Source organism: Streptomyces sp. ISL-36 (assembly GCF_018614205.1).
In the GTDB taxonomy this organism is placed as follows: Bacteria; Actinomycetota; Actinomycetes; order Streptomycetales; family Streptomycetaceae; genus Streptomyces.
On the sequence record NZ_JAGGOS010000048.1, the window covers coordinates 1 to 16,340 of the forward strand.

Sequence of the window (16,340 nt, forward strand, 5' to 3'; positions counted from 1 at the left end):
GGCGGGGGCGGGGGCGGGGCGATGGGGGTGTGCGCCTCGGGACCGGGGACGTACGCCATCGCGGGCGCGGGCGAACCGGTCGTGAAGACCGGCGCGGGCGCGGTGGCGGCACCGCGCTCGAGCCGGTCGATCCTGGCCTGCAGCGAGCGCTCGTCGTCGAAGGCGGCGGGCAGCAGCACGCGCGCGCAGATCAGCTCCAGCTGCAGCCGCGGCGAGGTGGCCCCGCGCATCTCGGTCAGCCCCGCGTTGACGAGGTCGGCCGCCCGGCTCAGCTCGGCGGCTCCGAAGACGGAGGCCTGGGCCTGCATGCGTTCGACGACGTCCACCGGGGCGTCGATGAGCCCCTTGTCGGCGGCGTCGGGCACGGCGGCGAGGATCACCAGATCGCGCAGCCGCTCCAGCAGATCGGCGACGAAGCGACGCGGATCGTTGCCGCCCTCGACGACGCGGTCCACGACCTCGAAGGCGGCGGCCCCGTCGCCGGCCGCGAAAGCGTCCACGACGGAGTCGAGGAGCGCCCCGTCCGTGTACCCGAGCAGTGACGTCGCCATGGCGTATGTCACACCGTCGTCCGCCGCGCCGGCCAGCAGCTGGTCCATGACGGACATCGAGTCACGCACGGAGCCGGCACCGGCGCGCACGACGAGCGGCAGCACCCCGTCCTCGACGGGGATGCCCTCCTGTCCGCAGACCTCTCCCAGGTAGTCCCGCAGCGTGCCGGGGGGAACGAGCCGGAAGGGGTAGTGGTGGGTCCGCGACCGGATGGTCCCGATGACCTTCTCGGGCTCGGTGGTGGCAAAAATGAACTTCAGGTGCTCCGGCGGCTCCTCGACCACCTTCAGCAGGGCGTTGAAGCCCGCCGAGGTGACCATGTGCGCCTCGTCGATGATGTAGATCTTGTACCGGCTCGACGCGGGCCCGAAGAACGCCTTCTCCCGCAGGTCACGGGCGTCGTCCACACCACCGTGCGAAGCGGCGTCGATCTCGATGACATCGATCGACCCCGGCCCGTTCCGCGCCAGGTCACGGCAGGACTGGCACTCCCCGCAGGGCGTGGGCGTAGGACCCTGCTCACAGTTCAGGCAGCGGGCGAGGATGCGCGCGCTGGTCGTCTTGCCACATCCACGGGGACCGCTGAAGAGGTACGCGTGATTGACCCGGTTGTTGCGCAGGGCCTGCTGCAACGGGTCGGTGACATGCTCCTGCCCGATGACCTCGGCGAAGGACTCGGGGCGGTAGCGGCGGTACAGCGCGAGAGACGACACGTATACGAGGTTATAGGCGCCCACCGACAACCCGAGAACGCCGGAAACCCGGGACCACCGGAAACCGGGGCCGGGCATCGGGCTGGGGGCATCAGGCCGGGGGCATCGAGCAGGGTCGCCGGGCCGGGGCATCGGCCGGGAACGCAAGCGCCCCCCACGCACCCGCCAGAGCCGACCTACCCTTGCTGCCTTCCGGCCCTGGGGGAGTTCAGTCAGATAGCGCCACGTGAGGGGCTGCGCCCAGGGTACCCGATCCCGGACCCCTGACGATCCCCCGGGGCCGGTCCCGGAATCCCGAGGTGGATCGGTCGTGGATCAGGTTCGCGAGCACTCCTCAACGTCTTGTATTGTTTGCCGCGGAGGATTCGCCTAGAGGCCTAGGGCGCACGCTTGGAAAGCGTGTTGGGGGCAACCCCTCACGAGTTCGAATCTCGTATCCTCCGCCACGGCTCACCAGCCGAAACGAAGGTCCCGACCGCTGAGCGGTCGGGACCTTCGTCGTTCCGTGGTTGCAGTTTTGGTTGCAGTTCCTTCCGGGAAGCACCTCCGGAGCGGCGAGGAGCCCATGCCGCTCGTCCTCGGCGCGGCGGGTTACCGCTGGCCGGGAGAGGGTGTATGGAGGAAGCCTGTGCGGACGAGACGTCCGCGAGGTCAGGCGGGGTGGTTGATGGCGGGCGGGGCACATGAGGAGCTGGCGCGACTTGGCCAGCTAGGCGATCTTGGCCTTGAGCTGCTGCGGCGCGTGGGCCGTCAAGTGGCACGGACTCAGGGGTTCCCGCCGCCCGACGGGCACAACTCTTGGACCGACGAGGCCGTCGACGAGCTCTTGTTCGAGATGATCAGCAAGAAGGAGGAGCAGTTCCTTTTGAACTGCTTCCTGAAGACGGTCGACGACACGTCCCTGGAGAAGATGTTCTTCACATCGATCAGGTACTTCCTGATCGATCAGGCAAAGGGCACCGAGCGAGGGAAACTGCGTCGACGGTTTGCCTCGCGCCTTGACGAGGATGACCGATTCCGCAAGGTACCTGGGGCTTCGCCTCGCTGGACCCTGGTCTCGCATCCGCCCGACGCCGTCTGGCAGGGCGATCTCGACGAACTGGTCCAGGCCGCTTGGGGCGTACACGGGGTGTGGATCACCGCGTGGAATCACTCCGGGCCTACGCCGAAGCAGACCGTGCACGCCCTGATGACGGTACTCATTGCGATCCTTGACGCCGCCGGGGGAGCGGTCCGGGAGGAGGATCTCGCCAAGGTGCTCGAAGCCCGCTTCGAGTTGCTCACGCCTCCCCAGTTCACCCCCCTGTACGCGGACGAGGGCATCCTCATCAACTCCATCGCCGACTCGGCGAAGGACGCCGATCCGGTGGCAGCAGAGACTGTAGCGGGGGAAATCTGGCAGGCGATGTCCCAACAGGAGCGCCGACTTCTGCCTCACCTTGACGACGCTCCAACGGAGGTCGCCAATCTGCTGGGACTTGGACGCCACCAGGCGTCAGCGATCATGGACGCCTTGCGTGAAAAGCTCAGACTGGCGCTGACGAGCGACGGAAGCGACCCGGGCGACGTCGTCGCAGCGTTGCTGCGCCGGGGCGAGGAACCCCCCTGACGTCCGGCGAGTGACGTCGTTTGTCCATAGTGGAAACAGACCGCCGTGAGGAATTGGGGGCCGCCCGATGAGTCAGCCATCGAGCAGCGCATACGAGCGGCTGCGCGCTGCGACAGCCCGGCTGGCCGTTCCAGAAGTGGTCCGCGCCACAACAGCAGCCCCCCCTGGGGACCCTTGTCCAGGGCAGATCTGGCGTGCCGTATGGGACGACGTCGTCGAGATCGTGGCCGTCACCGCGGTAGATGCCACCACCGTCTTTGCCTTGCCGGTCTCATTGGAGACCCGCTTCCACGACTCGCAAACATTGCTGCTGCCAGCCTCAGCCTCCACCCTGAACCAGCCCCTGGCGTTGTGGTGCGGCCTGGCCAGCCGCCTGCCTTGGTGTGTCCTGGACCGGCAGGTCAGCCAGCTGTCCGTCCCGCTGGACGCCGAAGGCTCTCCCACCCCGACTGCGACCGAGTATCGCTACGGCAGCCCCATCCCCAGTGCAGCAGCGCAGGCGTCCGAATTCCGCGCCGTCCTGGCTGACACCATGGACGTGCTCACTTTGGCGCATTGGGCACCACAGGGCAGCGGCGACCTGGCCGTGTTGCTGAAGCAGCGTGGCCTGGGACCCGCCGGCCTGATCCAGCACCTGGGCATTGAGCCACCCCGCGCCCTCGCCCTTCTACGTGCGAGGACACCGCTCACCCCGCGCGAGGCCAGCCTCCTCGCACCGGTCCTGGGGCTTCCTCTGGATGACGTTCTGGCTGCCAATCCGCCACTTCCTGATGATCTGGTCCACGAGCTGAGCCGTCCGGCTCGGCGTGGGCAGATCCGTCGCCTCGCGCAGCTCACCAACACCACCGAAGACGACGCTCGCCAGCAGGCGCTCTTTGCCACCCTTGCCCTGGCAGCGAGGCAGGAACGCCCTGCCGAGGCGGACTGGCCCGCCCGCGTGGACCGCTTTTTCGACGTCCACCTCAGTCAAGGGGGGCAACAGTGAACTATCTCCGTCGCGCCGCAGCACGAGCTCAGGCCCAGGCCATGCTGACCGTGTTGCATCGCGACCACGCCGATGCCATTCAGCGGCTGGGCGCCAGCGCCCTGCACGAGCTGCGCCAGTGGCCTGATCTGGAGGTCAGGGAGATACCCGACGCGCGATCCGGCAAGGGGTGCAGCGTCTCCGGCGCCTATTTCGCCGGTACTCCTGCTGTCCTCGCGGTCGCCGCCTCCGCGAGACTGGCCCGCCGCGATTTCACCGCGCTCCATGAGCTGGGCCACCACCTGCAGCAGACCATGGTGGAACTCATGGACGTCCTGCTCGACCAGCCCGACGGTGGCACCACCCTGGAGGAATCGGCGTGCGACGCCTTCGCCGCCGACATCCTCCTGCCCCAGACGCTCGCCGATCAGCACATCACTGAGGCTGGACCTACCGCCGACGCCGCTGTCGCCTTGTGGCGGTCCAGCAACGCCTCCCGCATGGCGACATGCGTCAAAGCCAGCGAACGCCTCCCCGCCCCCGGCCATGTCCTGCTTATCGACTCTGACGGAGCCCTGGCCTTCGCTGCCTCCCACGGGCTGCCCCCGCTGCGCCGCGGCAGTGACCAGAGTCACGTCCCGGTTCTCCGTACTGCCCTGTCCGGCTGCGGCCGTACCGAGGGACGGGGACGACTTGCCTATCGCGACGGGATCCTCGGCGAGGAGCTTTACCTACAGACCGCAGAAATGGGCGGCTACCTCCTCGCCATCGCCGTCACCGACCTCGCCCCCTGGAAAACGTTTGCGCCCTCCGCCCGGCAGACCGGGCCCGAGCCCACCGAGTACACGTGCGCTCACTGTGGGGAGGACTTCACCTCCTACGCCCCCGCTTGCGCCCGCTGCGAGTCCGCCCCGTGCCCCGACTGCCGTCGATGTGGCTGCGACCGCAAGGTTTCCGAGCGGCAGTGCACAGCCTGTTTCGTCGTACACCCTCTGGCCATGTTCGACGGCGCCAGTGCGCGCTGCCGCGATTGCGACTGAACTGAACCCTCGGTCCCACGCCTCCCTCTACTGCCGAGTTACGTCGTCTGTCCCCAGTGAAGGCGCCCGCACCAGGCGCACCACAACATTCAGAACCGCGGCGCCGGCACCGGGCACCACGCTCTCCGAGGCCGGCAGAAACGAGCACAACGGCACTATGAACGGCAGCACGAAGGGCGCATTCGACGCCTACGACGAGGAACTCAACCTCGACGCCCACGAACGCAAGAACGCCCAGAAGCGGCACAACGACATCACCGACCTCCTGGTGAGCGCCGGTCTGTCCATCGGCACCTTCCTGCAAGGCAGCTTCGCTCGCAAGACCATGCTGAAGCCGCTCAAGGACGTCGACATGGTCATCCGGATGCACCCGCGGCTGAAGGAGATCCTGCGCCGGCCCGGTGGTCCCGCCCATGCGATGCACCTCATCCGCGAGGCTCTTGCCGACGAGTATCCCGAAGCCCAGTTCGACGTGGACGACACCCCGGCCCACGCCCTCCAGGTCACCTTCCCGGATCTCGACTTCACTTTCGACCTGGTACCCGCGCTCGACGAGGATGACGGCGAGATCGTCTACATCGCCGACCGGGAGAATGACACCTGGGAGTGGTCCAACACCCGTACCCTCAACGGGATCATCAGCACTCGCAACCAGGCCACCGGCGGACGGTTCGTTCACCAGGTCCGCATGCTGAAGTCCTACAAGAAGGACGACGTCATCCTCGGCGACACCTGCGGTCTTCTGTGGGAAGCCCTCGCCTATGACGCCGTCACCGGACCGCTCGAACACTCGCAGGCCCTAGCCGTAACCCTCGCCCACGCTGCCCAAGCGGTCACACGCCCGGTGCTCGACCCCACCGGCGTCGACGACCTCACCGCTAACTGGACGACTGCGCAGCGCACGGCCTACTCCACCGCCCTGGCCACCGCTGCTCGCCGGGCGGCCGAGGCGCGGCGTCTGGAAGAGGACGGGCAACACGCCGCCGCCATCGAGATCTGGCACGACCTGCTCGGCACCCCGTTCCCGGCCGGCGAGACTCAGAGTGCCGCCGATGCGCTGCGTGCCCTGACAGCCGGCAGCATCACCTCCACCGGCCGCGCCGTCACCTCGCCGCGCGGTCAGCAGCCCTCTCGCCCGGTCCGGTCATGGCGTACCCGCTGAACCAGGTTCTCGCCGCCCCTGCCGAAGCCGCGAACCACCTGCTCCACGCCAGCACCGTCTACGGCGTGGAGCAGGCGATCGGCCGCACTGGCCCCGGCGGATCGGCGCTGCTCGAACTCACCCTTCGCCCGCTCCCCGCCCTGGAACGTGAGAACTATCCGGTCGAGCGCGTACGCGTGGTCATCCGCCCCGACCACACGGTCCATGCCTTCCCCCTCGTCTCCGCCAACCGTGCCTTCAAGCACCGCAACCCGCCACCTCTGCAGGACCTGTGTCTGCAGTACCCCAGCGACGATGCTGCCCTGCGGTGGATTCCCGAGGACGGTCTCGAGCCTTTGGTCACGCTCGTCCACCGGCATCTGCTATACGAAGAGGCTTGGCGTCGTACCGGCACCTGGCCAGCTGAAGACGCCCCGCACGGTCAACCCGCCCACGGCAGCCACCCGCTGCGCACCCCCGAGACAGAGCAGGAGGCTCGCCGATGGGCTCGGCACCCCTCACCGCACCCCCAGCGACGTCCACAACAATGACGGCCGTCCTCCTCGTCCTAGGCTCCTCCGTCGTCGCAGCAGCCCTCGGACACGTCCTCACCGGCTTGCGCACCGGCGCCACCATCCGCCGCGACCGCTATGCCGCCGCCGTCAAACTCCTCGTCGCTCGCATCGAGTACCCCTACCGGATACGCCGCCGCACCAGCGACGAGCCGGAGGTCCTCACCACTCTGGCCGCCGCTGGACACGACCTCCAAGAAAGCCTCGCCGAGACCCGAGCCTGGATCGCAACGGAAAGCACTGTGCTCAGCGAGGTCTTCGACCACTGCCTTACTCAGCTCGACGCCCCCTTCAAGCAGGCTTGCGCTGACGCCTGGAACGCGGCTCCCGTCACCACAGCCGCGGGCATGAACCTGGGCGGCTTCGGGGTGGGTAACCAGCAGCACCTCGCCACCACGATGGAGCGCGCTCTCGCCTACCGCTTCGGGCTTCGCCGCCTCATGCCCTCCTGGCTCCTCCGCCATCTCTTTAAGAGGAGCGGGCTCCTGCCTTAGCAACCCCCGCTTTCGCGGGCCTCACCAGGAGGGCGTCAGTGCGCTACCAGTCGTCGGTGTCGCCGTACTTTCCCGGGTTCCGGGCACGGTCCACAGCCTGTGCACACGCCTCGGCGAAGGCCGCCTCTACGGCGTCCTTGTCCCTGCCTCGCACTTGGGCCTCGACTTCCTGGCCCGTGCCGGGTCGTCGGGCCGTGCGCCAGGCCGAGGCGCGGTCGGTGTACCGGTCGGTCTCGAAGTCCCAGGCCGGCACCGACCACTGCTCCGGGAGGTCGGTCGCCGCGCGTTCCCCGCCGGGGAGGAACAGGGCCCGGGCGTGGAAGATCACAGCCCGCTCCGGTACGCGGTCTCGGATGGCGCTTGCGCCGCCGGGGCCCTGGTGTTCCCAGCGCCAGCGGTCCCATTCCTCGACCTCGGCGGTGTGGTCAGGCCAGTCCTCGCTCCACCGGGCGACGACCTCGTCGGCGTGCTCCCGGTAGAGGAAAGGCACGCGCCGCTCGCCGAGGCGGGCAACGTTGACCACCAGCTCGGCGGGGATGGGACTCTGGCCGGCCTCCGACGAAGCGCTGCCCGCGGTCTGGTCCGCGCCCCACAGGAGGCCGCCGACCTTGGCGGCGGTGTCCTTGAGGACGCGGCTGGTCAGGTGCTGATAGCGGCGGCGCATTCGGGCGGACTTGCCGGGCTCCCAGCCCATGATGGCGTCGACGACCGCGTCGGGGACCCCGAGGATCAGCAGGACCGTCGCCGCTGTGTGGCGAGCGTCGTGAAGGCGCGCATCGCGAACGCCGGCGGCCTTCAGGAGCTCCTTCCACTTGTGATAGTCCGTGTTCGGGTTCAGGGGCTCGCCCGTGGGCGAGGTGAACACGTACCCCTTCTCCGTCCACAGGTCACGGGCACGGGCCCGCTCGCGGGCCTGCTCCTCCTCGTGTTGGCGCAGGAGTTGGAGGAGCTCGTCGGGCGCGCCGATGGGGCGCTGGCCGGCGCGGGACTTGGCGTTCTTCGTCTCGCGTCGGGTGTTGATCTTCTGGGGACAGAAGCCGGGCTTTCGTCCGCAGCGGTCGCCGCAGCCGTGCTTGTAGCGGGGCCGCAGCCGGCCACGGCGGACGCGAATGACGCCGAGCTCGAAGTCGACGTCGTCCCACTGCATACCGAGGACCTCGCCCTGGCGCAGGCCGAGGGCGAGCGCGATGACCCAGCGGGCGGTGTTGCGGTGCTTGCCAGCCTCGGCGAGGAGGCGCTGGACCTCCTCGACCGTGTACGGCTCGACCTCCTCCTCTTCGACCTTGGGGGCCTTGGCGATGGAGGCCGGGTTCGTGGTGAGGTGCTGGCGGCGCACGGCCTCGTTGAGGGCAGTGCGGAACGTGCGGTGGGCCTGGTGGGCGGTGCCGGCGGCGCTGCCGTTCTCCTGCATCTTCTTGTAGAGGCGCTCCAGGTGCTCGGGGTCTAGCTTCTCCAGGCGATGGGCGCCGAGGCCGGGGATGAGGTGGTGGTAGACGGCGACGCGGTAGCCGTCGATTGTGTTCTCCGAGACGTGTGGGGCGGCGATGTTCTCGACCCAGTGGGTGAGCCACGTCTTCACGGTCCAGGACTGACCGGCCTTGCGGACGGCCCCCTTGTCGCGCTGGCGCTCCAGGTCGCGGACGACCTTGGTGACCTCGGGGCGGGTCTTGCGGCTGACGTGGCGCCGGTCCGGGGTGCCGTCGTCCTTTACTCCGACGGTGACGTAGCCGTGCCAACGCCCGTCCTTCCCCTGGAAGATCGAGGAGGCGCCGTTGGGCTGGCGGGACTTGGCGGTACGGGACTCGTTCACGCGGCCGTCCCGAAGTCCGACGCGCCGAGCTGGCGGGTCAGGAAGTCGTTCACCGCCTCTGCTGGGATGCGCCGGAGACTGCCGATCTTGACCGAGGCGATCTCGCCGGTGGAGACGTACTCATACAGCTTGGTGCGGCCGATGCCCAGGCGGCGGGCGGCCTCCTCGACCGTGAGCGCGACGAGCGTGGCGTCGCCGGTGGGCCAGCGCTCGGCCATGAGGGTGCGCAGGGCGTCCTCGGGGACGTCCAGGAGGCGGGCTATCTGGGCAAGCGGAAGACCGTTTTCGGGCAAGGGGAATTCCTTCTCTGGCCGAGCGTGGGACGGCGAATCCCGTTGCTGGCCGCGATCGTTCAGGGATGGGCGTTGTGCGATGGGGCGTACGCGGCGAGGGTCGGCCCCTGCTGTTCGTAGCAGCGGGGGACGGCGGGCCGGTCAGTCCTTCGGGGTGATGTCGTTGACGTGTTCGCCGAGGTAGCTGATCAGCTTCGACGGCGGGAAGTGGCGATGGAACTCGCCGTTGGAGGCGACTGCGAGCTCGTGCGTCAGGAATCCCTTGACCAGGTCTTCCTGGTTGGGGTTGGCGTCGGTGTACTCCTGCAGCTGCCCCTGGATCCGGCGCATCTCCTTGCGGGCCGCGAGGTGCTGCTTGTAGTTACCCACGTACTCGGCGATGAGCCTGCGGACGTGGGCGTTGGCGATCTGCCCGGGCGGGCTGGTCAGCTCGTCCATGTCGAGGTCGAAGACCTTGCAGAAGCCGATGGCCTCGTCGAGGTTGACGCGGCGTCTTGGCTTGCCGCTCTCGATGCGCCAGATGGCGGCCTGGTTGACGGGGTGGCCGGCTTCCGCCATCCGCTCGGAGAGCGTGACCGTGCTCCAGCCGCGGGCTTCGCGTTCGAGCTTGATCCGTTGGGCGACGTAGTCCTCGGGCAAGGGCCGGTCCGGGCCGGCGCGGGCCGCCCCTTCCTCGCTGCTCATCTCTCCACCTCCTCGGTCAGGCCCAGGGGACACCCGGGGCGATGATCCAAGGAAACACTATTGCGGAGCCGAATGCAACCATTGCGCTGCCGAAAACGTCAGGTAGTGTGGGTCGTCCGCCCCCGCACGGGGGTGAACGCAAAAAGCCCCCGGTGCTACGAACACCGGGGGCCAAGCTCGAACCCTCGTAACCGCCCATCCCTGAACGATCGACCTGCGTGACCTGGGATTCGCCGTCCCATATGGCCCGCAAGTGAGGAGCTCAGTGACCAGTATGGACGAATCCCGTCCTGCCGCGCCACACCACGACGACCACAGCCGCCCGCGCCCCTTCGACGACTTCACCGCCGTGCCGCCGCACGACGCGGACGCCGAAGCCGCCGTGCTGGGCGCGTGCATGCACGACTCCGCAGTGGTCGACGCCGTACGGAACCTGCTCGACGGGCCGGACTTCTACCGGCCGGCGCACGAGACCGTCTGGCGGACGGTCCTCGCCCTGCGCGGCGAGGACAAGCCCACCGACCCGATCATGCTCTGCGACCGGCTGCGCGAGCAGGACGACCTGGAGCGGGTCGGCGGCGCCGCATACGTGCACCGGCTCGCTTCCGCCGCCCCCTCGGTCAGCGGCGCCACCCACTATGCGGGGATCGTGCGCCGGATGTCCGACCTGCGGCGCCTGCGCGCCTCGGGCCTGCGCACGGTGCAGCGGGCCATGGAGCCCGGAGCGGACCCTGACGTCATCCGCAGCGAGGTCGAGACCGAGGTCCGGGCCGAGCGCGAGCGCGCCCTGGCCTCGGGGCAGGGACGACTCTCGCGGTTCATCACCGACGGGTGGTCGTTCGTCAAGGAGAGCGGCGCGGACACCGAGCCCCTGTGGGGCACCCGAGAGAAGACCGTCTGGGCATCCGGCGAGAGCCTGATGATCGTTGGAGCTCCAGGCGTCGGCAAGACCACCCTGGCCCATCAGGTGATCTTCGCTCGCATCGGCCTGCAGGAGACCGTCCTGGAGATGCCCGTCGCCCCCAGCAGGCGCGTGCTCTACCTGGCGATGGACCGCCCCAAGCAGATCGCCAAGGCCATGGCGCGCCGCGTCTTCCCCACCGACGAGAAGATCCTGCGCGAACGGCTCGTGGTCTGGGAAGGTCCGCTGCCCGCCACCCTCGACAAGGAGCCCGACCTCCTCGCCGACCTCGCCGCCGCCCACCAGGCCGACACCATCGTGATCGACAGCCTCAAGGACGCGGTCAGCACGATGGTGGACGACAGCCTCGCCGTCGCCTTCCACAACGCCCGCATGCGCGCCATTCGCAACGGCGTGGAGATCATGGAGCTGCACCACCAGCGCAAGGCCACCGCCGACGCGCCGCGCGGCCAGCGCCCCAGCCTCGACCAGGTCTACGGCTCCACCTGGTACACCTCCGGCGCGGGCAGCGTCCTGTTCGTCACCGGCCGGGCAGGCGACCCCGCAGTCACCCTGCACCACCTCAAGACCTCCACCGGTGAAGTCGGCCCCCTGGACGTCACCCACGATCACGTGCGCGGCACCACCACCGTCGACCCCACCAAGGACCCTGCCGCCCTGCTGCGCAACGCTCCCAATGGGCTGAGCGCACGCGAGCTGGCGGCCATCCTCATCGGCGGCGGCGACCCCGAACGCGCCGACATCGAGAAGGCACGGCGCCATCTCGGCAGCCTCGTCGACAGCGGCCTGGCCACCAAGGCCGACGGCATGGCCGGAGGGGCCGGAGGCGGCCGACAGGCCCGCTACTACGCCTCCGCCCGCCACCTCACTGCCGTCGGCTGAACCCCCTCACCGACACCCGAAAGCGTTCACGCGACCGTACACGCGGCCCTCGCGCCCGCAGACCGCCGCGAATCGCTCACAGCGCACACGCTCACCGCAAAACCGCAGGTAGAGCGATCACGCGACCGTCCACGCCGTACACGCACCCAAGCGATCACGCGCGGGGCCCCCTTTAGAAGGGGGCCCGCGTGTACGCCCCCCTCCGTGAACGCCGTGATCGCCTCCTCACTCTCCCCGGAGTAGCCCCGTACATGCCCCCTGCCATAACCGACATGCTCGCCACCGCTTCGCTCCCGTTCAGCGATGATCCGCTCGTGCCCGTGGCCGTCCTGGCCGTCGCCGCCGGCGCACTGCTCGGGGGCCTGAAGACGCGACGCAGCCAACACCACACCCGCGATCGGAAGCGGCGCCCCTCGGCCGCCGTCGTCACAGCGACCGTGGCGGCACTCGTGTGCACCGCCTACAGCGCGGACACGAGCTGGCGGTTCGCCGCCCACTACCTCGACATGCGCAACACCGCCGAGCGCACCGCGATGTTCGCCGCCGCCGAGCTCGCCCTGTTCTCGATGGCGCTGATGGCCCGCCAGAACCTGCACGGGCCGAAGCAGGCGGCCGGCCTGCCCGGAGTTCTGGTCTGGGTGATCACCGCCATGCAGACCATCCCCGCCTTCGCCGAGGCCGGCCCGGTCGGCGGCACCGTGCGCGCCTTCACCGGCCCGGTGATGGCTGCTGTGCTGTGGCACCTGGCCATGGGCATCGAGCTCCGCCAGCGGACCCCCGACGCCGCATCCCGCGGGCTCGCCGCCGTTCTCACGCGGCAGGCCCGCGAGCGGCTGCTCGCCCGCCTGGGGATCGTCGAGCAGGACCAGGGCGCCGCGCAGATCGTCCGCGACCGGGCCACACACCGAGCCGTCGCTCTGGCCGCCCGCCTCGCCGAGATGACACCTGAGCAGCGGGCCGGATGGGCGGGCCGGCGCACCGTTCGCCGCCTGTCCAAGGCCCTCGCCCGCTCCGGTATCGACGCCGACCCGCGCCGCAACGAGCAGCTGCTGCGCCAGCTCGCCACCCGCCGCCAGGCAGCCGCCCTGGCCACCATCGACCTGCCCGGGCGCTGGACTCCGCCCGCCGGGCAGCCCGCCAGCCCGCCCGCAGGACAGCCCGACCACTGCCGGGCGGACGGCGACGGGTGGGTGGGCGGCGACGGGCGGGCAGAAGACCTCGCCCGCCCGCACCCATCAGATCCGGGCGACGAGGAACCCCGCCCGGGCACCCGCCCGCGATCCGCCCGCCCGAATCCCACCGCCCGCTCCGGCCCGAAAACGACAGCCCGCCCGCAAGAGGTGGCTCCGCCATCCACGGGCAGCGGTTCGCACATCCCACCGACCAAGCGCCCCAAGCCGAAGCCGAAGCGGGTCAGCGGCAAGCCGCGCGCTACCGACGACATCCTTCGCGACTACGCCCACCGGCTCCTTGACGAGCACGGCAGCCTGTCCCGCGACCTCCTAGAGGACACCGTGCGCGGAGACGGATACACCGTCGCCAGCGACGCCGCCGGCGTCATCGCCCGCGAGGTTAAGGCCGAACTGAACCCCTCCCGCCACCGCTGACGGGCACCTCGACCAACGTCCCGGAGATCCCGATCGTGACGCACGACCCCCACGACACCGACACCCCTGGCGCACTGACGACGCTGACAAAGTCACCTACGCTGATGGGGCGTTTGCGGCTGGCGTTCGGACGGACGGCTCCTGGCGGAGCCAGTAGTACCCCGAGTCCGACTCAAGGCCGGTCTTCGGGGATCTCCACCCCGGGGGTGGCGGAGACGGCCCGACGCCAGGGGGCGCCGGACCAGGAGGTCGGGACCGAGGGCGGCCCCGACCCGGACGAACTGCACGCCGTCCAGCAGCAGGTCCTCCGCCCCGCACCCACCGCCGAGCTGGCGGTCGGCGAGCGACCGGTGCAGAGCGTGCAGCCAGCGATCCGCCGTTTCACCGGCACCAAGCGGACCGTCCGCGTCGGACCGCTGCGGTTCACCGACGACGAGCACAACGCGCTCCAGGAGGCCGCAGCCGAGCACGGCTACAAGGGGGAATCCGGCATCGCCGCGGACATCGTCCTCGCCTTCATCACCGGTCGGTTCACCGCGAACCTGCCGCTGTCCGAGGACCGCCGCCGCACCCACATGTTCCGCGCCCAGGTGCTGCGCGAGCTCAACCGCATCGGCGTCAACGTCAACCAGATCGCCCGCGCCCTCAACAGCGACCTCACCCCGCCCGACATCCGCCACCGTCTCGACGAGCTCCACCGCCTGCTGGAGCTGATCGCCGAGGCCCTGCGCGAACCCACCGACTCCAGGAAGGACCAGGCTGCGTGATCGCCGCCATCAAACCGGCCGGGTCCAACACCCGCGGCCTGCTCGCCTACCTCTACGGCCCCGGCCGCCACGACGAGCACACCGACCCGCACATCGTCGCCGGCTTCGCCATGCTCGGCATGCCCGACCCCGGCCGCGACCCCGACGCCACCCTCACCGAGCTCGCCCGCCACCTCGACAAGCCCGTCCATCTTCGGAACAGCGAATTCGGCAAGAAGGTCACCGACCACGTCTGGCACTGCCCCGTCCGCACCGCCCCCGAGGACCGTCGCCTCTCCGACACGGAGTGGGCCGACATCGCCCAGCGGATCGTCGAGGCCGCCGGCATCGCCCCGCCCGGAGACGACCTGGCGTGCCGGTGGATCGCCGTACGCCACGCGGACGACCACATCCACATCCTCGCCATCACCGTCCGAGAGGATGGCCGCCGCCCCAGGCTCCACGACAGCGGCATCCGCGTCGGCGACGCCTGCCGCCAGATCGAGACCGACTACGGCCTGCGCCGGCTGAAGAAGGGCGACCGCACCGCCGGTCGCCGGCCCACCCAGGCCGAGATGCACAAGGCCCAGCGCCTCGGCTGGGATCAGACGAGCCGCGACTGGCTCCAGGACCGCATCCGCGCCGCCATCCCCCACGCCAGCAGCGCCGAGGAACTCCTCGCCTATCTCGAAGCCATGGGCATCGCGGTCAAACCCCGCCGCGGACCGTCCGGAGACCTCCTCGGCTACGCCGTCGGCCGCCCCGGCGACCTCAACAAGGACGGCGAACAGATCTTCCACCCCGGCGGAAAGATCGCCCCCGACCTCACCCTCCCCAAGCTCAAGGCCCGCCTGGAGACCACCGCGCCAGAGGAGCACCCCACCGCCCGCCGCGACCAGCCCGCCACCCCCTGGCACCAGGCCATCGACGCCCTCGACACCCTCCACCAGGGGATGGCCGACGACACCCACACCCAGGCCCACATCACCGCGCTCGGCGACCTCATCGAAGCCACCGCCCAGAAAGCCCCCGCCCACCTCCACGCCGAACTCCGAGCGGCCTCACGGGCATTCGCCCGTGCTCAGCGCTCCCAGATCCGAGCCGAGAACCAGGCGGCCACCACCCTGCGCAAGGCGGCCCGGGACCTCGTCCACACCGCCACTGGCCCCGACGCAAGTGCCCTGGCGACTCTGCTGGCTGCCCTCGTCTGGGCCACGATCGTCGCCGCCCGCTGGCACGAGGCGAAAAACCACGCCCACCAGACCGAAGCCGCCCGCCAGACCCTCCACCACCTCCAGGCCGCCGCCGACCAGGCCCTCACACCCGTCCTCAGCTGCCTCGCCGTCCGTCAGCCGAGCAACCAGGCCAGCCGCACCCTGGCCCACGACGTACGGGCCGCCGTCCCCGACCACGCCGACCACATCCTCACCGACCCCGCCTGGCCGGCCCTCGCCACCGTCCTCGCCGATGCCGAAGCCGGCGGTCACAAACCCCACCAGCTCCTCAAGGAGGCCGCCGCCCAGCGCGAACTCACCACCGCCCGCCAGCCGGCCCGCGTCCTGATCACCCGCATCCAGCACACCAGCCGCAACCCCGCCCCCAACCCCCGCGCCGAAGCCGCCCGCAGCCGCTCCACCATGGCGCCCGCGCCCAGCGGACCTCAGGTCCGAAACCCCCTCCCTGCCACGACCCCCACGGCCTCCGCCGATCAACGCCGTCGGCACCGCTGACAGTCCCGGAAGGTGCCCGGGCCGCCGCCGAACAACCGAGTCCCCGCCTGCAGCACGCACTACGGCAGCCGACCCGCGGGGTACCGGTCCCGCAAGTCGGGAGCGAGGAACCCACCCTGACGAATCTCCCACCCAATCGTGTGACTGGGCCGCGCGGTGCGCGGTTTGTCGCTAGAGTCCTAGCTGCTGGGCGGCAGCCCGGTGGCAGTGGGCACCCGGAAGGGTGCTAGAGGTGGGGCCCACAGTTGGGCCCACTCTGGGTTGTCCGGTGGCGACCCAGGAGTTTTTGCCGCGCCTCTCCTGCGGAGAGCAACCGCAGGTCTGTCCCGACCCGAAGCGAAGGAAGACCCGGTCCGCAACCGGGAGCACTACCTGAGTCGCTACACCGGCGCGATCTCAGTTCGTCACCTATTGGTGGCCGGACTGAGCGCGCGCGTGTTCGGTCCGGCCTTGTTAGAAGGGCTGGACATTGGACAAGGTCACCCTCGGAGCCTTCACAGCATTTGGGCTGCTCAGCTTTGCCCTCGGCCTCGCAGCGAAGCTCGGCCGCGACGTGGACGAGCTTTTCGATGCCTGGCGCA

Annotated in this window: 14 protein-coding genes, 1 tRNA gene and 1 other RNA gene; 11 read left to right on the forward strand and 5 right to left on the reverse strand. The window is 69.9% G+C overall.

Annotation, left to right across the window (positions count from 1 at the left end; all coding sequences use genetic code 11):
- Positions 1 to 1,265, reverse strand: a 1,265-nt coding sequence (locus J7E93_RS13205; protein WP_215068784.1) for a DNA polymerase III subunit gamma and tau, incomplete at its 3' end; no start/stop codon positions are given.
- Positions 1,266 to 1,405: 140 nt separating this feature from the next.
- An RNA gene (gene ffs / locus J7E93_RS13210) (signal recognition particle sRNA small type) lies at positions 1,406 to 1,504 on the reverse strand.
- Between the two features lie 119 nt (positions 1,505 to 1,623).
- Here ffs and J7E93_RS13215 point away from each other — a divergent pair.
- From J7E93_RS13215 to J7E93_RS13245, 7 genes are all read left to right on the forward strand, one after another.
- Positions 1,624 to 1,711: transfer RNA gene (locus J7E93_RS13215), tRNA-Ser, on the forward strand.
- A gap of 221 nt (positions 1,712 to 1,932) precedes the next feature.
- Positions 1,933 to 2,874, forward strand: coding sequence for a hypothetical protein (locus J7E93_RS13220; RefSeq protein ID WP_215068786.1), 942 nt, complete (start codon positions 1,933 to 1,935; stop codon positions 2,872 to 2,874).
- Between the two features lie 223 nt (positions 2,875 to 3,097).
- The gene (locus tag J7E93_RS13225; RefSeq protein WP_308368487.1) at positions 3,098 to 3,859 is read left to right on the forward strand and encodes a hypothetical protein; all 762 of its coding nucleotides are present in this window, start codon (positions 3,098 to 3,100) and stop codon (positions 3,857 to 3,859) included.
- Positions 3,856 to 4,878, forward strand: coding sequence for an ImmA/IrrE family metallo-endopeptidase (locus tag J7E93_RS13230; RefSeq protein WP_308368489.1), 1,023 nt, complete (start codon positions 3,856 to 3,858; stop codon positions 4,876 to 4,878). Before J7E93_RS13225 ends, J7E93_RS13230 begins: the two co-directional genes overlap by 4 nt.
- A 157-nt stretch (positions 4,879 to 5,035) precedes the next feature.
- Positions 5,036 to 6,040, forward strand: coding sequence for a nucleotidyltransferase (locus J7E93_RS13235; protein WP_215068790.1), 1,005 nt, complete (start codon positions 5,036 to 5,038; stop codon positions 6,038 to 6,040).
- Positions 6,025 to 6,570 (forward strand): hypothetical protein, encoded by a 546-nt coding sequence (locus J7E93_RS13240; RefSeq protein WP_215068792.1) that lies wholly within the window; start codon positions 6,025 to 6,027, stop codon positions 6,568 to 6,570. The genes J7E93_RS13235 and J7E93_RS13240 overlap by 16 nt, the downstream gene beginning before the upstream one ends.
- Positions 6,522 to 7,085: a hypothetical protein gene (locus J7E93_RS13245; RefSeq protein WP_215068794.1), complete on the forward strand. Its 564-nt coding sequence runs from the start codon at positions 6,522 to 6,524 to the stop codon at positions 7,083 to 7,085. Before J7E93_RS13240 ends, J7E93_RS13245 begins: the two co-directional genes overlap by 49 nt.
- 43 nt (positions 7,086 to 7,128) lie before the next feature.
- Here the strand turns inward: J7E93_RS13245 and J7E93_RS13250 are convergent, their stop codons facing one another.
- From J7E93_RS13250 to J7E93_RS13260, 3 genes are all read right to left on the reverse strand, one after another.
- Entirely contained in the window at positions 7,129 to 8,895 is a 1,767-nt protein-coding gene (locus J7E93_RS13250; RefSeq protein ID WP_215068796.1) for a tyrosine-type recombinase/integrase, read from the reverse strand.
- Complete coding sequence (locus tag J7E93_RS13255) at positions 8,892 to 9,188, reverse strand: helix-turn-helix domain-containing protein (RefSeq protein ID WP_215068797.1); 297 nt, start codon at positions 9,186 to 9,188, stop codon at positions 8,892 to 8,894. The genes J7E93_RS13250 and J7E93_RS13255 overlap by 4 nt, the downstream gene beginning before the upstream one ends.
- Before the next feature lie 141 nt (positions 9,189 to 9,329).
- Positions 9,330 to 9,872 (reverse strand): helix-turn-helix domain-containing protein, encoded by a 543-nt coding sequence (locus tag J7E93_RS13260; protein WP_215068799.1) that lies wholly within the window; start codon positions 9,870 to 9,872, stop codon positions 9,330 to 9,332.
- A gap of 274 nt (positions 9,873 to 10,146) precedes the next feature.
- On the opposite strand from J7E93_RS13260, the gene J7E93_RS13265 reads away from it, so the two are divergent.
- The 4 genes from J7E93_RS13265 to J7E93_RS13280 all read left to right on the forward strand — a co-directional run bounded on the left by J7E93_RS13265 (position 10,147) and on the right by J7E93_RS13280 (position 15,759).
- Positions 10,147 to 11,676: a DnaB-like helicase N-terminal domain-containing protein gene (locus J7E93_RS13265; protein ID WP_215068801.1), complete on the forward strand. Its 1,530-nt coding sequence runs from the start codon at positions 10,147 to 10,149 to the stop codon at positions 11,674 to 11,676.
- A 251-nt stretch (positions 11,677 to 11,927) separates the two neighbouring features.
- Entirely contained in the window at positions 11,928 to 13,283 is a 1,356-nt protein-coding gene (locus J7E93_RS13270) for a hypothetical protein (RefSeq protein ID WP_215068803.1), read from the forward strand.
- Between the two features lie 206 nt (positions 13,284 to 13,489).
- Positions 13,490 to 14,050 (forward strand): MobC family plasmid mobilization relaxosome protein, encoded by a 561-nt coding sequence (locus J7E93_RS38045; protein WP_215068805.1) that lies wholly within the window; start codon positions 13,490 to 13,492, stop codon positions 14,048 to 14,050.
- Entirely contained in the window at positions 14,047 to 15,759 is a 1,713-nt protein-coding gene (locus J7E93_RS13280; protein ID WP_215068807.1) for a relaxase/mobilization nuclease domain-containing protein, read from the forward strand. Before J7E93_RS38045 ends, J7E93_RS13280 begins: the two co-directional genes overlap by 4 nt.
- Positions 15,760 to 16,340 lie beyond the last annotated feature (581 nt).